Raw genomic sequence first — 16,009 nt, forward strand, 5'->3', positions numbered from 1 at the left:
CGCCCTACACCTCCAGCAGCGCGCGGCGCCGGAGCGGGCGTGCGAACAATTCGGCGAGGTCGCCGGCCTGCTCGTAGCCCTGGACCGGGGTGAACAGCAGCTCGATCGACCACTTGGTCGAGAGGCCCTCGGCCTCCAGCGGGTTGGCGAGGCCGAGGCCGCAGACCGTGAGGTCCGGCCGCGCCGCCCGGCAGCGATCCATCTGGTCGTCGAGGCTCTGGCCCTCGGTGACGCGGGTGCCGGCGGGGAGCCACTCGATCTCGGCCGCCAGATGCGCCCGGTGCAGGTAGGGCGTCCCGACCTCGACCAGCGCCACGCCGAGCTCGCGGGCGAGGAACCGCGCGAGCGGCACTTCGAGCTGCGAATCGGGGAAGAAGAACACCCGCTTGCCGCCGAGCTTGTCGCGATGGGGCGCGAGCGCGGTCTCGGCCCGGGCGCGCCCGGCCGCGGTCGCCGCCGCGAAGGTCGCGTCATCGATCCCGAAGGCCTCGGCAGCCGCGCGCAGCCAGCCGGTGGTGCCTTCGGCGCCGAGCGGAAACGGCGCGGCGAGCCGGCGCGCGCCGCGCTCGTCCAGCGCCCGGGCGGTGTCGGCGAGGAACGGCTGGGCCAGCAGGTATCGGGTATTGCGCCCGACCGCCGGCATCGCGCCGGCCCGGCGGGCCGGGAGGAACCGGACGTCGGCGATCCCCATCGCGGACAAGATCCGGAGAAACTGGTCCTCGACCACGTCGGCCAGCGCGCCGACGATCAGCAGCGCCGGCGCTTCCTCGGCCGGCGCCCGCGGCAGCTCCGGCACCAGGGCGGCCAGGCAGGCATCCTCGCCCTGCGTGAAGGTCGTCTCGATGCCGGAGCCCGAATAGTTCAGCACCCGCACCGGTGCGAGGCGCCCCGACAGGCGCTGGGCCGCCCGGGAGAGGTCGAGCTTGATCACCTCGGACGGGCAGGAGCCCACGAGGAACAGGAGCTTGATGTCCGGCCGCCGCTCGATCAGCCGGGTGACGACCCGGTCGAGTTCCTCGTTGGCGTCCGCGATCCCGGCCAGGTCGCGCTCGTCGATGATCGCGGTGGCGAAGCGCGGCTCGGCGAAGATCATCACCCCGGCGGCCGACTGGATCAGGTGGGCGCAGGTGCGCGAGCCGACCACCAGGAAGAAGGCGTCCTGGATCTTCCGGTGCAGCCAGACGATGCCGGTGAGCCCGCAGAACACTGCGCGCTGGCCGTGCTCCTGATGAAGGTCGATGCCGCCGCACGCGGCCACCGGGGGCGGGACGGGCGCGTTCACGACAGGGCCTCCGCGAGCTGCGGCTGGCCTGTGCCGGCACCTTCCAGGCGGGCGGACCGGAGCTTCAGCAGGAACTGCCCGGCATTGACCAGGTAGGTCGCGTAGGCCGCCAGCGCGAGGATCAGCAGGGCCTGAGCGCCGAGGGCGCCGGTGGCGAGCGCCGCGAGGTAAGCGGTGTGGAGGGCCAGCACCAGCATGCTGACCATGTCCTCCCAGTAGAAGGCCGGGGCGAACAGCCAGCGGCCGAACACCGCCTTCTCCCAGATCGAGCCCGTGACCATGATCGCGTAGAGCGCCAGGGTCTTCACCACCACGGATGCTTCGGCGGCCAGCTGGCCCTGCCCGGTGGCGAGCGCCCGCAACACCAGGGCGAGACTCACCAGGAAGATCGCGAATTGCACCGGAGCGAGCACGCCCTGCACCAGGGTCCAGGGCGAGGCGTCGCGCCGCCGACGCTCGGCGGCCGTGTAGAGCGGTCGTGCTGGCCGGTCCCCGGGACCCATGCATCCGCTCCCCTGCTCTCGGCGTCGTCCTGGGACGTCGTCGTTGGCAGAGGCTAGGGCCGCATCCCCAAAAGTGTCAAGTGAGCTTGACGCTTCTTTGAGATGACATGCGGTTTGACATATTTTCTTTGTTCCAAGTCATTGCCAAGATCGGCGGCTCGGGTATCGTTCCGAACGCTGGTTGGGGCTTTCGTAGCTTGGCTGGTTTGATCCGAGGATCGACGACGACGAAGACGTGAGAAGACAGGCGGACAACGCCGTGCTCGACGCGCATGCGGAACCGCCGGTCCATCCGGGCCGGGGCCGCTTCTGGGAGGGATGCCGATGGGAGACTGGAGGCATTTCGGTGAGCGTCTGGATCCTGGGCCGGTCGCCGGCGGCTGCGGCACGATGAGCGACGGGCGGTCGTCCTTCGCGGACGGCCCGCGGGTGCGCCACCAATCCATCCCGCGCCCCGCCGCGGACGACAAGGCGGTGCCGGACGCGCTGGCCCGCCTGGTCGAGGCGGAGATCCTGCCCCGGCTGATGCTGGCCCACCGGCCCGCCGGCCGCCGCGCCCAGGTCGACCGGGCGCCGAGCCCGGACGAGATCGCGGCCTTCAGCGCCCTCCTGCTCGCCCCCGGGCCGATCGACCTCGACGGCCAGGTCTCCGCCCTGCGCGAGGGCGGGCTGCCCTTGCCGCGCCTGCTCCTCGACCTGCTCGCCCCGGCGGCGCGCCACCTCGGCGAGCTCTGGGAGGACGATGTCTGCGACTTCCTCGCCGTGACCGAGGCGCTGGGCCGGCTGCAGGCGGTGAGCCGGCGCCTCTGCGCGCAGCTCGAGGACGAGTCGGTGCCCGCCAACGGCCGCAGCGTGCTGCTGCTGCCCTGCCCAGGCGAGACCCATCATTTCGGCCTGTCGATCGTCGCGAGCTTCTTCCGCGAAGCCGGCTGGGACGTGACCACCGCGGTCCCCGGGCCTGAGGTCGATCCCCTGAACCTGCTGCGCACCGAGTGGTTCGACGTGGTCGGGCTGTCGCTGTCCTGCGACGTGTTCCTGCCCGCCCTGACCGTCACCGTGGCGGATGTCCGGCGCGCTTCCGCCAATCCCGAGGTCCGGGTGATCGTCGGCGGTCCGTATTTCGCCCGCTACGGCGGCGAGGCGGGCATCGTCGGCGCCGATGCCTGTGCACCGGACGGGTGCTTGGCGCCGGCCACCGCCGAAGCGTTGCTGGACAGACGCGCCCTGGCCTGCTGAAAGGGTCCAAAGTACAACCATCACATTACGGTGACCGTGACGCCCCAGCCTCACCCCACCCCGCAGCCGCCCCCTGCGGCGCTGCTCCAGGTGGCCGGCCACCTCGATGGAGAGGCGGTCGGACGTCTGGTCGCGGCCTCGGCCGACCTGTCCCTCGTGGTCGATGCCGACGGGGTGATCCGGGACGCCACCGCGGCAGCCGATCTGGAAGCGGAGAACATCCCCGGCTGGCTGGGCCGGCGCTGGATCGACACCGTGACGGTCGAGAGCCGGCCGAAGGTGGACGCGCTGCTGCGCGACGCCCAGACCGGCGGCATCACCCGCTGGCGGCAGATCAACCACCCCTCCCCCAGCGGCATCGACCTGCCGATCCGCTACGCCTCGCTCCGCTCCGTGGAGGGCGGGCCGATCCTCATCCTCGGCCGCGACATGCGGGCGGTGGCCGCGCTCCAGCGCCGGCTCACCGATGCCCAGCAGGCCCTGGAGCGCGACTACGACCGCCTGCGCGCCTCAGAGACCCGCTACCGGCTGCTGTTCCAGATCTCCGGCGAGCCGGTTCTGGTCGTCGATGCCGGCACCCGCCGGGTCGTCGAGGCGAATCCCGCCGCCGCGCGCCTGCTCGGCCGCCCGGCCAAACGGCTCGCCGGCCAGGACGCCGTGGACCTGTTCGAGGCCGGCAGCGCCCGCTCGCTGGAGGCCCAATTCGCCGCCCTGCGGGCGACCGGCCAGGCCGGGGAGGTGCGCGCGACCCTGCCGCATGGGCGCGGCGAGGTGACGGTCTCGGTCTCGCTGTTCCGCGGCGAGGGCGGCCCGAGCGCGCTGATGCGGCTTGTGGCCGATCCGGCCGCCGCCGAGGCGAGCCCCGACCAGGAGGCCCCGACCCGGGCGGTGATCGAGGCGATGCCCGAGGGCTTCGTGGTCACCGATTCCAACCGCCGGGTGCTGATGGCCAACGCCGCCTTCCTGGAACTGGCGCAGCTCGCCACGGAGGGCCAGGCCCGGGGCCGGCCCCTCGACCAGTGGCTCGGCCGCGAGGATACCGAGGCCCAGGCCCTGTTCGCCAGCCTGGTCGATCACGGCTCGGTCCGCCGCTTCGCCACGGTGATCCGGGGGACTTATGGCGGCGTCGAGGATGTCGAGGTCGCGGCCGTCTCGGTGCCGGGGTCCCGGCCGTGCCTCGGCTTCGCGATCCGCTCCGCGCCCCGGCGGATCCCCGAGGGCCGGCTCGCCGGCAGCCGCGACGTGCCGCGCTCGGTGGAGCAGATGGCCGAGCTGGTCGGCCGGGTCTCGATGAAGACCCTGGTCCGCGAGACCACGGACCTGATCGAGAAGCTCTGCATCGAGGCGGCCCTGCGGATCACCCGGGACAACCGCGCCTCCGCGGCCGAGATGCTCGGCCTGAGCCGCCAGGGCCTCTACGCCAAGATGCGCCGCTACGGCGTCGGCGACCTCGACGCCCCCGGCGAAGACGATTGATTCCTGCTGCGGTTCAGGATGCGGGGTCTTCGGCCTGGCTTGGGCCGTGGCGACGAGGGGATGGGCGGGATTGCCAGCCCATTCCCTCATCCTGTGCGCCCGAGCGTAGCGTAGGCCTCGAAGGAGTCGTCCAGGGATCGCGCGGCCGGCTGGAGGGCTCCTGTGCGGCGGCTGCGCAGCCTATCGGGATGCGGGTGCGATCGGGACGCCCGGGCGGGCCGCCGCAAATCCCACGGTCATTGCGAGCGTAGCGCAGCAGGCGGCGGGCGGCGCCCGATCGGGGCAGAGCCCGTGGGCCGGATGGCGTCGGCGCATCCGCACCGATCCGGCGCAGACGCGACCGTGAGGGCGGGATCGCCCGTGCGACTCGTCGAAGAGTTGCTGCGGCGAACCCGGGCAGACTCTTCGAAGGCTAAGTTTAAGAACTTCTACCCTTCGACGAATCGACCATCCCTTGACACGATCGTGTCCGGCCAAAGCCGGTGTTGGATTTTGTATTCGTCGGCATGCTGGGGCGCTTTGTTCGCCAAGCCGGATCGACATTTTGCCGCGAAGTGTAAATCCAGCTTGACACGCCCCGTCGCCCCGGTAGCGTGCCGGGATGGCTACCACGCCCGCCCCGAGCGCCGTTGTCGAGCTTCTCAAGCCGATCACTTGGTTCGCGCCGATGTGGGCGTTCGCCTGCGGGGTGATCTCGTCCGGGCAGCCGGCCCACGGGCAATGGCCGGTGATCGCCGCGGGCGTCCTGCTCGCCGGGCCGCTGGTCTGCGCCACCAGTCAGGCGGCCAACGACTGGTTCGACCGGCATGTCGACGCGATCAACGAGCCGGGCCGGCCGATTCCCTCCGGGCGGATCCCCGGGCGCTGGGGCCTCTACCTGGCCCTCGGCTGGACGCTGCTGTCGCTGCTGGTCGCCGCGGCGCTCGGGCCGTGGATCCTGGGAGCCGCCCTGTTCGGGCTGGTGCTCGCCTGGATCTATTCCGCCCCGCCGTTGCGTCTCAAGAAAAACGGGTGGTGGGGGAATGCCGCGGTCGGGCTCTGCTACGAGGGCCTGCCCTGGTTCACCGGCGCCGCCGTGATGGCCGCCGCCCTGCCCGACCGGCGGGTGCTGCTCGTCGCCCTGCTCTATTCCATCGGCGCCCACGGGATCATGACGCTGAACGACTTCAAGTCCGTGGAGGGCGACCGGCGCATGGGGCTCCTGTCCCTGCCGGTCCAGATGGGCACCGACCGGGCCGCCCGCTTCGCCTGCCTGGTCATGGCGGTGCCGCAGGTCGTGGTGATCGGCCTGCTGCTCGCCTGGGAGCGCCAGGGCCACGCCGCCCTGGTCGCCGCCCTGCTCGCCGGCCAGTTCGCCCTGATGGCCCGGTTCCTGAAGAGCCCGCGCGAGCGGGCGGCCTGGTATAACGGCACCGGCACGACCCTCTACGTGCTCGGCATGCTGGTCGCCGCCTTCGCGCTGCGGCCGCTGGTGGGAGGGGCGTGATGACTCCTTCCGATCCGCGTGCGGCTTTCGCCTCGTTGACGGATGCGTCGCGGGTCCCCTCTCCCGAGCGGGAGAGGGACAGGGTGAGGGGACAGGTTTGTCCGGAGAGGTCGCACCCCTCACCCCAACCCTCTCCCGCACGGGAGAGGGGGCGTGTCGCGGTTTCGGCGCTCGATGAGAGCACCGGGCCGACCCACGCGCCTCACCCTCCCCCCTCTACGGGGGAGGGTGGGCCTCGCGTCAGCGAGGGTCGGGAGAGGGGCAGCGCGACGGTGCAGGATTTCAAGCCTGTCGCGACCTGTCAGGATGCGGCGCTCCCCTCTCCCGACTCCCTTCGGGGGTCACCCTCCCCCAACCCAAGTCGGGCTTGCCCGACTTGGGCAGGCGGGATGCCGATCTCGGGCAAGCCCGAGATCGGGAAGGAGGGAGGGAGAAGCGACGCCGTGTCCGAAGACGGCCTGGGCTGGCCCCAGATCGTCCGCCTCGGCCTGGTCCAGACCGCCCTGGGCAGCGTCGTCGTGCTGATGACCGCCACCCTCAACCGGGTGATGGTGGTGGAGCTGGCGCTCCCCGCCCTGGTGCCGGGGTTCCTGGTCGCCCTGCACTACGCCGCGCAGGTGCTGCGCCCGCGCTGGGGTTACGGCTCGGACCGAAGCGGGACGCGCACGCCCTGGATCGTCGGCGGGATGGCCGCCCTCTGCCTCGGCGGGTTCGGGGCGGCCTGCGGCACGGCGCTTGCCGCCACCGATCTCGCGCTCGGCCTCGCCCTGGCGGCCCTGTCGTTCCTGTGCGTCGGGATCGGCGCCGGGGCGGCCGGGACCTCCCTGCTGGTGCTGCTCTCGGGGGGCGTCGCGCCGGCCCGGCGGGGGGCGGCCGCCACCATCGTCTGGGTGATGATGATTCTGGGCTTCGCCCTGACGGCGCCGCTCGCCGGCCACTTCCTGGATCCGTTCTCGGGCCTGCGCCTCGTCGCGGTCTCCGGCTCGGTCTCGGCCATCGCCTTCACGGTCGCCGTGCTGGCGCTGGCCGGCGTCGAGCGGCGCCTGCCGGTGCGGGCGCCGGAGCCCGAGGCGGCCAGAAAACCGTTCTTCACGGTGCTGGCCCATGTGCTCGCCGATCCGGTGGCCCGGACCTTCACGATCTTCGTCTTCGTCTCGATGCTGGCCTACAGCGCCCAGGAGCTGATCCTGGAGCCCTATGCCGGCCTGACCTTCGCCATGAGTCCCGGGGCCACCACCAAGCTCGCCGGGCTGCAGCATGGCGGGGTGCTCGCCGGGATGCTGCTGGTCGCCGGCGTGACGCTCGCGGCCCGCGGCACCCCCCTCGCCTCCCTCCGGCTCTGGATCGCGCTCGGCTGTGCCGGCTCGGCCGCCGCCCTGTTCGCCTTGGCCGCCGGCGGCGACCTCCTGCCCCTGCGGCCGGTGGTGTTCGCGCTGGGGGTCGCCAACGGCGCCTACGCGGTCGCCGCCATCGGCTCGATGATGGCGCTCGCCGGCCGCGGCGACGCACGGGAGCGGGGCACCCGCATGGGTGTCTGGGGCGCGGCCCAGGGCATCGCCTTCGGGGCCGGCGGCTTCCTGGGCGCCGCCGCCGTGGATGCGGTGCGGCTCATCACGGCCGAGCCGGTCCAGGCTTACGCCGCCGTCTTCGCCGCCGAGGGAATCCTGTTCCTCGTCGCGGTGGTGCTGGCCCTGCGGCTCGAGCCCGTCCGGTCCCCGGGCCGCGGTTCCGTCCCGCTCAATCCCATCCTCGGCGCGAGGTGACGCGATGGCTCGGTTGCAAGGTGATGCGTCCTACGACGTCGTCGTGGTCGGCGGCGGTCCCGCGGGGGCCACGGCAGCGACCGAGCTGGCCCGGGCCGGGCACGCGGTGCTGCTCCTCGACAAGCCCGGCCGGATCAAGCCCTGCGGCGGCGCGATCCCGCCCCGGCTGATCCGCGACTTCGCGATTCCCGATTCCCTGCTGGTCGCCAAAATCCGCTCCGCCCGGATGGTGGCGCCGAGCGGCAAGGCCGTGGACATGCCGGTGGGCGAGGGCTTCGTCGGCATGGTCGACCGCCAGCATTTCGACCCGTGGCTGCGCGCCCGGGCTCAGCAGGCCGGCGCCGACCTGCGCGAGGCGGCCTACGACAAGATCACCCGGCCGGATGACGGCCTGCCGCTGGTCCATTTCACCACCGGCAAGGGCGAGGCACAGGCCCGCCACGCGATCCGGGCGCGGCTGGTGATCGGCGCCGACGGGGCCTGCTCGCCAGTGGGCCGGGCCCAGGTGCCGGGCCACGACCGGATGAAACAGGTCTTCGCCTATCACGAGATCGTCCGGGTACCGGCCGCGGACGCGCCCGGCGGTGATGCCGTGGATGCCGCCCGCTGCGACGTCTACTATCAGGGCCGGCACTCGCCGGATTTCTACAGCTGGATCTTCCCGCACGGGGAGACGGCGAGCATCGGCACCGGCAGCGCGAAGAAGGGCTTCTCGCTGCGCTCCTCGATCCGGGCGCTCCGCGTCGCCACCGGCCTCGACGGCGCCGAGACGATCCGCCGGGAGGGCGCGCCCCTGCCGCTCAAGCCGCTCAAGCGCTGGGACAACGGCCGCGACGTGCTGCTGGCGGGCGATGCTGCCGGCGTCGTCGCCCCGGCCTCCGGCGAGGGCATCTACTACGCGATGCTGGGCGGCCAGCTCTCCGCGGAGGCGGCCAAGAGCTTCCTGGCCACCGGCGATGTCCGGGCCCTCGCGCTGGCCCGCCGCCGCTTCATGAAGCTGCACGGCCGCGTGTTCTGGATCCTCGGGATGATGCAGTGGGTCTGGTACCGCAGCGACGGCCTGCGCGAGCGGTTCGTGTCGATCTGCCGGGACAAGGACGTCCAGCAGCTCACCTGGGACAGCTACATGAACAAGGAGCTGGTCCGCGCGAAGCCCGCCGCCCACGCGCGGATCTTCTTCAAGGACCTCGCCCACCTGTTCCGCTGGGTCTCCCCGTGAGCTTTTTGGGCTCCGAGGGCTGGGGGCCGCCCGCGGTCGCGGCCGTGGCGGCGATCCTGGTGGCCGTGGCCGGCGGGGTCGCGACCCGGACGGATGCCTGGTACCGGCGCCTGCGCGTCCCAGCCTGGAAGCCGCCGGACTGGGCCTTCGGGCCGGTCTGGACCGTGATCTTCCTGCTCACCACCATCGCGGCCGTGACGGCCTGGAACGGCGATCCCGATCCCATCGCCCGGCTGCTGCTGGTTGCCGCCTACGCGGTGAACGGCGTGCTCAACATCGCCTGGAGCGTGCTCTTCTTCCGGTTCCGCCGGCCCGACTGGGCGCTCGCCGAGGTTGCCGCCCTGTGGCTGTCGATCGCCGTGCTGGTGCTGGTCACCGGCCGGGTCTCCGCCGCGGCCGGGCTGATGAACCTGCCCTACCTCGCCTGGGTCAGCGTCGCCGCCTGCCTGAACCTGCGGATCGTGCGCCTCAATGCGCCGTTCCGGGGGCTCGCCTGATGGACGCCCTGTTCGCCTCGGGCCGGATCGTCGACGCGATCCTGGCGCTGGTCGCTGCCGAGGCGCTGCTGCTGGCCTGGCTGGCGCGGCGCCGGGGCGTGGCCCTGCCGGCGCTGCTGGCCAACCTCGTCTCCGGGGCGGCCCTGATGCTGGCTCTGCGCGCCGCCCTCACCGGAGCCGGCTGGCCCGTGGTCGCCGGCTGGATGTTGGCGGGCCTCCTGGCCCACCTCACCGATCTCGGATTTCGGTTCCGGGCGGGCGCCACGGCGCATCGCCGCACCCCGTTGCAGCCAGGAACAACGCCGCAAAGCGCCGCGTTCTCGGCCAGCACCCTGGAAAACCTATAAAGACGGCTCGGGAGCGGTCGCCATGCAGCGCACGAATGCCCTCTCCTCCGGCCGCGCCGCGGCCCCGATTCTGGCGGGCCTGCTGCTCGCGTTCCCGGCCCTGGCGCAGGACAGTTCCGACCCGGTGGAGCGCGGCAAGTACCTCGTGACCATGGGCGATTGCGCCGCTTGCCACACCGCCCCGGGCGGCAAGTTCCTGGCCGGCAACTACGCGCTCAACATGCCGTTCGGGGTGATCATGACCCCCAACCTCACCCCCGACAAGGAGACCGGGCTCGGCAACTGGAGCTACGAGGATTTCGATCAGGCGTTCCGGCACGGCTACAGCAAGAACGTCGGCTACCTGTACCCGGCCTTCCCGTTCGGCTGGTTCACGAAGGTGACCGATGAGGACACCAAGGCGATCTGGGCCTATCTCCAGTCGGTTCCGGCGGTGAACGAGAAGCGGCAGGAGAGCCAGATCCCGTTCCCGTTCAGCGTCCGCACCGCGCTCGTGACCTGGCGGACGGCCTTCTTCACCGACGAGCGGTTCAAGCCCGATCCGAATGCCAGCGCCGAGGTGAACCGCGGCGCCTATCTCGTTGAGGGGCTCGGCCACTGCGCCATGTGCCACAACGAGAACAAGCTCGTCGGCAATTCGAGCTTCGCCGGCCGGTTCGGAGGCGGCGTGATCGACGGCTGGTACGCCCCCAACATCACCCCGGACGGCCACCAGGGCATCGGCGCCTGGACCGACGAGCAGGTGGTGACCTACCTCAAGACCGGCACCGCCCCGGGCGACCGCCCCGGCGTCGCCGCCGGCCCGATGCGCCAGACCATCATGGAATCCCTCTCCAAGGTGAAGGAGGAGGATTTGAAGGCGATGGTCGCCTATCTGCGCACGGTCCCGGCCAAGCAGACCTACAAGCCCAAGGATCTCGCCGCCTTCGACACCGCCGACGCGCCGGGCGCCTCGACCTACCTGACCTACTGTTCCTCCTGCCACCAGCCGAACGGCAAGGGCATCGAGGGCGCGGTCCCGGCGCTCGCCGGCAACACCTCGGTGATGTCGGACGGGCCCGAGACGGTGCTGCGGGTGATCTATGGCGGGCTGGCCGCCCAGAGCGGCTACGCCCCGATGGTCGCGATCGGCCAGCAGATGACCGATGTCGAGGTCAAGAACGTCACCGACTACATCCGCAATTCCTGGGGCAACAAGGCGCCCCCGGTGACCGGCAACAAGGCCTCCGAGGCCCGGGCCGCCACCAAGACCATGCTGGCCGGGACCGCCCCCTGCGCCGAGATCGAGCAGGACACGCTGAAGGCGGCCTTCGACAAGGTCGGCGTCGCGGCGACCCTCACCGGCCTCAAGCAGCAGGACTTCGTGCCGACCCTGGTCCGCCTTGTGCCGCAGATCAAGGCGGCCGACACGGGCGCCAACGACGACGACCTGGTCAACGCTCTGACCACCGCCTTCTGCAAGGTCGGCCGCGACGATCCGCAATACGCCAACCCGAGCTGGCCCGCGGTGATCGGCTCCTTCGCCAACGTGGCCTACAGCCAGGTGAAGAACCCGGAGAAGCAGGCGGCGAACGTCCCCACCGCGACCACGCCGCCGGCGAAGAACTGATCTTTTTGGACGGGCGGGGCGTGGTGCGCCGCGCCCGTCGTTGCAGGGGAACGAAGCAACCGCTTGATCTGCCACGCTTGTGTTGTCTGGTTCTACGGGCGTGCCGTCTCGGGCGTTCAGGCCGGCTCGTAGCGCCGCACCTTCGAAAGGTCCGTCTCGGCCTCTGCACGCGAAAGGTCGTGCGCGGTCTGCAGGTTGAGCCAGAACTGGGGTGTCGTCCCGAACCGGACGCTCAAGCGAAGCGCGGTATCCGCGGTCACGCCGCGGCGTTCGCGAACGATCTCGCTGAGCCTGTTGGGCGGGACATCGATCTCGGCGGCGAGGCGATTGGCGCTCAATCCGAGCGGCGCCATGAACTCCTCGCGCAGAACCTCACCGGGGTGCGTGCGCAGGCGGGGCATGGGGTCATCCTCTGTGATAATCGACGATCTCGACGTTCTCGGGGCCGGTGTCGCCCCAGGTGAAGCAGATGCGCCATTGGTCGTTGATGCGGATGCTCCACTGTCCCCCGCGGTCCCCGCTCAGCTTCTCGAGCTGATTGCCGGGCGGGGAACGCAGGTCGCCCAACGCCGCCGCGGCGTCGATCATGTCGAGCTTGCGCAGAGCGACGGTTTTGAAGGCACGCCATCGCCGGTGACAGGTCGCGTGGCGGTGAAGCGCCTCCGTATCCTTGTCCGCGAAACTCTGGATCATCGCCAAGTGCTACGTTGTACGTAATGCGTATCAGACACGGTGTGGAGGGACAAGGGTTCGGGAGTGGGCGCTTCAGACTCCGCCCGGTTACCTTCGACGGACAATTCCAGGCTCGCCTGGGGCGCTCGGGAATGCCCGGGCGGGGGCTGCCGCTGCCCTCCCCGGGAACGGACAAGGCCGAGCTTCGGTTGAGCCGGGATCCCTCAGGCTCTGAGCCCCGGAGTGCCCGTGTCCAGCCTCGTCCGTATCCTGCTCGCGATCTTCATCCCGCCGGTGGCGGTGCTCGTCACCACCGGGTTCGGCATCCAGTTCCTGCTGAACATCCTGCTCTGGGTGCTGGGCTGGCTGCCCGGCACAGTCCACGCCCTCTGGCTGATGAACCGCGAGCGGCCGCTGCTCTGACGGGCCGCCTCTAGTGGCGGGCTGCAGATCCGGGAAGGTGATGGTCACGCGCACGCCGGCGTCGCCGCGGATGTCGAGCGCGCCGTCGATCTGCTGAACCAGGGACCGGATCAGGCTGAAGCCCAGCGACCCCTCGCGCGGGCCGGCCATCCCGACCCCGTCGTCCCGGATCGCCAGAGCGACCGAGCCCGGCCGGTCCCGGCGGAGCCCGACCCCGATCGTGCCGGAGCGGCCGGACGGGAAGGCGTACTTGATCGCGTTGGTGATGAGCTCGGTGAGCGCCAGCCCGAGGGGGATCGCCGTGTCGGCGCTGATCGCGATCCCCGGCTCCACGGTCGCGTCCAGGCGGATGCGGTCGTCGCCGTCGGCCATCGCGGTGAGCGCGGTGCACAGGTCGGTGACGTAGCGGCCGGCATCGACCTGCTGGACATGGTCCGACCGGCTCAGCAGATCATGCGCCCGCGCCATGGCGTTGAGCCGCTCCTGGGTCTCGTCGAACAGGGCCGTCACGGCCGGATCGGGGTGGCGTCGTCCCTGGAGGCGCAGCAGGGCCCCGGCGATCGACAGGCTGTTCTTGGCCCGGTGGTTCACCTCGACCAGCAGCATCTCGCGCTCGGCCGCGAGCTTCGTCAGCCGGTCGTTGGCCGCCTCCAGCGTGCGGGTCCGCTCGGCGACGCGCGCCTCCAGCTCGGCGGCCAGCGCCTTCAGCCGCGTCTCGGCGTCGAAGCGCCGGGTGATGTCCAGGTACGAGAGAAAATGGTTGGTGACGCTGCCCTGCCCGTCATCCAGCGGGCTCGCGAACAGCATCGCCCGGTAGCGCGTGCCGTCCTTGCGGTACTGCTCGATCTCCAGGGTCGCGCTGCGGTTCTCGCGGATCGCCGCCTCGTAATCCCGGATCGCCGCGGGGTCGGTCCCGGGCCCGTTCATGAAATGCGGGTCCTGCCCGAGCAATTCTTCGGGATCGTAGCCCGAAAGCTCCACCATGGCCTGGTTGGCGAAGATGATCGGGTTGCCCGGCAGGGCGGCGTCCGTGACCATCATCGGCATGCGGGTGAGCCGCACCGCGTCGACGAAGATCCCCCCGTGCTCGCGGATCGCCTCGACGTGACGCTCCGCGAGCCGCCGCGCATCCGTGTCGTCGAGGCCCGGCTGGAAGTCGTTCATGGGTGACCGTAGGCCGGGAGGGCGCCCCTGCCAAATCCCGGTCGCCGGCCCCGGCGGCCGATCAGGGCTTGGCCTTGGCCTCCGGCTCGCCCTTGCGCAGGGCGAGCTTCGGGTCGGACTTGGTCTCGACCTTCGCGGTCTTCACCGGGTGCGGCTTGGCCGCCGCCTTCGGGGCGACCGCCCCAGCGGCCTGCGCCGGCTTGGCCGCATCCGGCACTACGGCGGCATCCACCGCCGGGGTGGCGGGGGCGGGCTTCTCCTTGTCGAACAGCGAGCCGAGCAGCTTCTGGTAGCTGGCCGGATCGCCGTCGGCATCGGCGACCGCGATCCGGGCCGGCTTCTCGGAGACCGACGCGGTGGTCTCGATCCGGTCGGGCTCGGCCCGGTTGGCCATGAGCGTCGCGACGGCTGGCTTCTGGCCCCGGACGGGCTTGGCGGCGGCCTTGGACGGCGCCGGCTCGGCGGCCGCCATCATGGTCGGCTGGCCCTTCGGGCCGATCTCGATCTCCTGCGGCCCGGCCGCCAGGGTCTCGGGGCGGCTGACATCGCCGAGATTGTGCCGGCCGAACTCCTTGGCGTCGTAGGGCAGCACCGTCTCGGTGCCGCCGAGGCTCGCGAAGGCGCTGGCATTGTTCTGCGGGCGGAACACCGGGTTCTGGCCGCCATCCTGGTAGACGACCCGCACCGCCGGGGTGCCCTTGGCCACGAGTTCGGCGACCTCGCGCTCATCGCGCTCGCGCTTCTCGGCCACGACCGGGTCGACCTTCGGCTTGCACGAGCCGGCCGCCGCGTCCGAGCCGCCGAACACGTATTTGGTGCCGCACTGGCCGACCTTCGGCTCCTCACGCAGGGCCTCGAAATAGTCCGAGCCCTCCTTGAGGTTCTGCCAGAACGGCATGTTCGGGTCGTTGCGGAACTTGGCCATGTTCTGGGCCGTCATCCGGAACGGGTAGGACTGGAACTGGAAGCTGCGCTGCCCGCCGATGAACGCCTCCCGGGCCACCGCGTAGATCTCCGCGATGGTGGCGTCTGTCATGGCGAAGCACCCCGCCGACGAGCAGGTGCCGTGGACCATCAGGTACTTGCCGGTGCGGCCGTTGGCCCGGTCGACGGCATTCGGGAAGCCGGTGTCGAACGACAGGTAGTACGAGGAATTCGGGTTCATCAGCCCCGGGGTGATCGTGTAGAACCCCTCCGGCGCCTGCCGGTCGCCCTCGCGGACCTTCGGGCCCAGCTGACCGGACCAGCGGCAGATCGGGTAGGTCTTCAGCAGGGCGTAGCGCCCGTCGCTGCCGCGCTTCCAGACCTCCATCTCCGCTTCCTTCTTGTAGGCGCGGATCAGGATCGGGTCGGATTGCTGCATGCCCTTGGTCTGCATCAGGGCCAGCGTCTGGGGCGCGATCGGCGCGATGCTGCGCGCGGTCGGGCCGCTGATCCCGGAGCTGTCCTGGCAGCCGGCCAGAGCAAGGGCCAGCAGGGAAGCGGCCGCCAGCAGTCGCGCAGTCGCGAGACGCGCCGTCATGGGGAACCTCGTCGTCTTCGTGCCCCCGGCGGCCTTTTGATAGCCGACATCGGGGGCCACTCCCCAACCCAATAGGCTCGTTAAGCTTGCACCTTTGTTACCGCAAGCGCCCGGGTGCAACACTGCACCGGAGTCTCCGGTGGACGGCGATGCCGCCGGGCCTGCGGGAGAAGGCCTTTTGGGTCGGATCCGCGGCGACGAAAATTCTTTCCCCACGGCTTCGTAGGCGGCTCAGACGCCCACGCGTCCACTCCGTCATTCCGGGGCGCCGCTTCGTGGCCCCGGAATGACGGGGTGATTGATCCGTCTGCCTTATCGATGACGAGACGCATGCTGCACCGGCCGGCTTGCGCCGGTTCGGTAGAATCGCCAGCTTTCGATGACGGGCAACGGCTGCGGAATCAGCGAGCGATGGGCACCGGTATCCGGATCGATCCAGGCCTTACGGCGGCCGGAACCGGTTGGCGTCGGCCATGACGGCGCTCTCGCTCGACACCTATGCCCTGGTCCGCCGGCTCAAGGCCTCCGGTCTGTCCGAGGATCAGGCCGAGGCGATCACCAGCGCGATCCGCGAGAGCCGCGATGCCGATCTCGCGAACCTCGTCACGAAGACCGATCTGGCCGAGGCCAAGGTCGACATCATGAAATGGGTGATCGGCTCAATCGGCTTTCAGACGATCGTCATCGTCGGCGCGATCGTAGCTTTGTCGCGCACCATGCACTGACGGACCGGGTTTCCAAACGGCTCAGCCCTTTGGCGGGGTCTCGGGGCGGAGCCCCGATGGCATCGAGCTTCGCTCGACCCAGGGC

At 71.0% G+C, this 16,009-nt stretch carries 15 protein-coding genes and 1 pseudogene; 10 read left to right on the plus strand and 6 right to left on the minus strand.

What is annotated here, in order from left to right:
* Positions 1-4: 4 nt before the first annotated feature.
* Both WYO_RS07795 and bchF read right to left on the minus strand, forming a co-directional pair.
* Positions 5-1,258 (minus strand): ferredoxin:protochlorophyllide reductase (ATP-dependent) subunit N, encoded by a 1,254-nt coding sequence (locus WYO_RS07795; protein ID WP_085985779.1) that lies wholly within the window; start codon positions 1,256-1,258, stop codon positions 5-7.
* 20 nt (positions 1,259-1,278) lie between these two features.
* Positions 1,279-1,785 carry a 2-vinyl bacteriochlorophyllide hydratase gene (bchF, locus tag WYO_RS07800; protein WP_007560930.1) on the minus strand — a complete coding sequence of 169 codons (507 nt, stop codon included), beginning with the start codon at positions 1,783-1,785 and terminating at the stop codon, positions 1,279-1,281.
* A 324-nt stretch (positions 1,786-2,109) separates the two neighbouring features.
* Here bchF and WYO_RS07805 point away from each other — a divergent pair, with 324 nt between their 5' ends.
* The 8 genes from WYO_RS07805 to WYO_RS07840 all read left to right on the plus strand — a co-directional run bounded on the left by WYO_RS07805 (position 2,110) and on the right by WYO_RS07840 (position 11,418).
* Positions 2,110-3,021 (plus strand): cobalamin B12-binding domain-containing protein, encoded by a 912-nt coding sequence (locus tag WYO_RS07805; RefSeq protein WP_007560933.1) that lies wholly within the window; start codon positions 2,110-2,112, stop codon positions 3,019-3,021.
* 30 nt (positions 3,022-3,051) lie between these two features.
* Complete coding sequence (gene ppsR / locus WYO_RS07810) at positions 3,052-4,497, plus strand: transcriptional regulator PpsR (RefSeq protein WP_007560935.1); 1,446 nt, start codon at positions 3,052-3,054, stop codon at positions 4,495-4,497.
* A 601-nt stretch (positions 4,498-5,098) separates the two neighbouring features.
* Positions 5,099-5,983 carry a chlorophyll synthase ChlG gene (gene chlG / locus WYO_RS07815; RefSeq protein WP_007560937.1) on the plus strand — a complete coding sequence of 295 codons (885 nt, stop codon included), beginning with the start codon at positions 5,099-5,101 and terminating at the stop codon, positions 5,981-5,983.
* A 443-nt stretch (positions 5,984-6,426) separates the two neighbouring features.
* Positions 6,427-7,746 (plus strand): BCD family MFS transporter, encoded by a 1,320-nt coding sequence (locus WYO_RS07820; RefSeq protein WP_039902515.1) that lies wholly within the window; start codon positions 6,427-6,429, stop codon positions 7,744-7,746.
* A gap of 4 nt (positions 7,747-7,750) precedes the next feature.
* Positions 7,751-8,965: a geranylgeranyl diphosphate reductase gene (locus WYO_RS07825; RefSeq protein ID WP_007560941.1), complete on the plus strand. Its 1,215-nt coding sequence runs from the start codon at positions 7,751-7,753 to the stop codon at positions 8,963-8,965.
* Complete coding sequence (locus tag WYO_RS07830) at positions 8,962-9,462, plus strand: TspO/MBR family protein (RefSeq protein ID WP_007560943.1); 501 nt, start codon at positions 8,962-8,964, stop codon at positions 9,460-9,462. Before WYO_RS07825 ends, WYO_RS07830 begins: the two co-directional genes overlap by 4 nt.
* Positions 9,462-9,809 (plus strand): hypothetical protein, encoded by a 348-nt coding sequence (locus WYO_RS07835; protein ID WP_007560945.1) that lies wholly within the window; start codon positions 9,462-9,464, stop codon positions 9,807-9,809. Before WYO_RS07830 ends, WYO_RS07835 begins: the two co-directional genes overlap by 1 nt.
* Before the next feature lie 22 nt (positions 9,810-9,831).
* A complete protein-coding gene (locus tag WYO_RS07840) occupies positions 9,832-11,418 on the plus strand; it encodes a c-type cytochrome (protein WP_007560947.1) in 1,587 nt (528 codons plus the stop codon).
* Positions 11,419-11,534: 116 nt separating this feature from the next.
* On the opposite strand, the gene WYO_RS07845 is transcribed toward WYO_RS07840, so the two are convergent.
* Positions 11,535-11,819, minus strand: a complete 285-nt coding sequence (locus tag WYO_RS07845; RefSeq protein ID WP_007560949.1) for a HigA family addiction module antitoxin — start codon at positions 11,817-11,819, stop codon at positions 11,535-11,537.
* 4 nt (positions 11,820-11,823) lie between these two features.
* Positions 11,824-12,111, minus strand: a complete 288-nt coding sequence (locus tag WYO_RS07850) for a type II toxin-antitoxin system RelE/ParE family toxin (RefSeq protein WP_007560952.1) — start codon at positions 12,109-12,111, stop codon at positions 11,824-11,826.
* A gap of 228 nt (positions 12,112-12,339) precedes the next feature.
* Here WYO_RS07850 and WYO_RS30775 point away from each other — a divergent pair, with 228 nt between their 5' ends.
* Positions 12,340-12,513, plus strand: a complete 174-nt coding sequence (locus WYO_RS30775; RefSeq protein ID WP_091863769.1) for a YqaE/Pmp3 family membrane protein — start codon at positions 12,340-12,342, stop codon at positions 12,511-12,513.
* A gap of 39 nt (positions 12,514-12,552) precedes the next feature.
* Here WYO_RS30775 and WYO_RS32460 read toward each other — a convergent pair.
* Together WYO_RS32460 and WYO_RS07860 are read right to left on the minus strand one after the other, a co-directional pair.
* Positions 12,553-13,677, minus strand: a pseudogene (locus WYO_RS32460) (histidine kinase dimerization/phosphoacceptor domain -containing protein); the annotation flags it as partial.
* 61 nt (positions 13,678-13,738) lie between these two features.
* On the minus strand, positions 13,739-15,199 hold the full coding sequence (locus WYO_RS07860; RefSeq protein ID WP_007560956.1) for a L,D-transpeptidase family protein: 1,461 nt from the start codon (positions 15,197-15,199) through the stop codon (positions 13,739-13,741).
* Between the two features lie 473 nt (positions 15,200-15,672).
* Between WYO_RS07860 and WYO_RS07865 the strand changes: the two genes are divergently transcribed.
* Positions 15,673-15,924 carry a DUF1640 domain-containing protein gene (locus tag WYO_RS07865; protein ID WP_007560958.1) on the plus strand — a complete coding sequence of 84 codons (252 nt, stop codon included), beginning with the start codon at positions 15,673-15,675 and terminating at the stop codon, positions 15,922-15,924.
* Positions 15,925-16,009: the final 85 nt, after the last annotated feature.

The organism is Methylobacterium sp. GXF4 (assembly GCF_000272495.1).
Taxonomy (GTDB): Bacteria; Pseudomonadota; Alphaproteobacteria; order Rhizobiales; family Beijerinckiaceae; genus Methylobacterium; species Methylobacterium brachiatum.

Bases quoted from the DNA above. Each gene is read 5' to 3' on its own strand.
- chlG (WP_007560937.1), top strand. From the start codon at position 5,099: ATGGCTACCACGCCCGCCCCGAGCGCCGTTGTCGAGCTTCTCAAGCCG.
- WYO_RS07835 (WP_007560945.1), top strand. From the start codon at position 9,462: ATGGACGCCCTGTTCGCCTCGGGCCGGATCGTCGACGCGATCCTGGCG.
- WYO_RS07805 (WP_007560933.1), top strand. From the start codon at position 2,110: ATGGGAGACTGGAGGCATTTCGGTGAGCGTCTGGATCCTGGGCCGGTC.
- WYO_RS07840 (WP_007560947.1), top strand. From the start codon at position 9,832: ATGCAGCGCACGAATGCCCTCTCCTCCGGCCGCGCCGCGGCCCCGATT.
- WYO_RS07850 (WP_007560952.1), bottom strand. From the start codon at position 12,111: ATGATCCAGAGTTTCGCGGACAAGGATACGGAGGCGCTTCACCGCCAC.
- WYO_RS07865 (WP_007560958.1), top strand. From the start codon at position 15,673: ATGACGGCGCTCTCGCTCGACACCTATGCCCTGGTCCGCCGGCTCAAG.
- WYO_RS07860 (WP_007560956.1), bottom strand. From the start codon at position 15,199: ATGACGGCGCGTCTCGCGACTGCGCGACTGCTGGCGGCCGCTTCCCTG.
- WYO_RS07845 (WP_007560949.1), bottom strand. From the start codon at position 11,819: ATGCCCCGCCTGCGCACGCACCCCGGTGAGGTTCTGCGCGAGGAGTTC.
- WYO_RS07825 (WP_007560941.1), top strand. From the start codon at position 7,751: ATGGCTCGGTTGCAAGGTGATGCGTCCTACGACGTCGTCGTGGTCGGC.
- bchF (WP_007560930.1), bottom strand. From the start codon at position 1,785: ATGGGTCCCGGGGACCGGCCAGCACGACCGCTCTACACGGCCGCCGAG.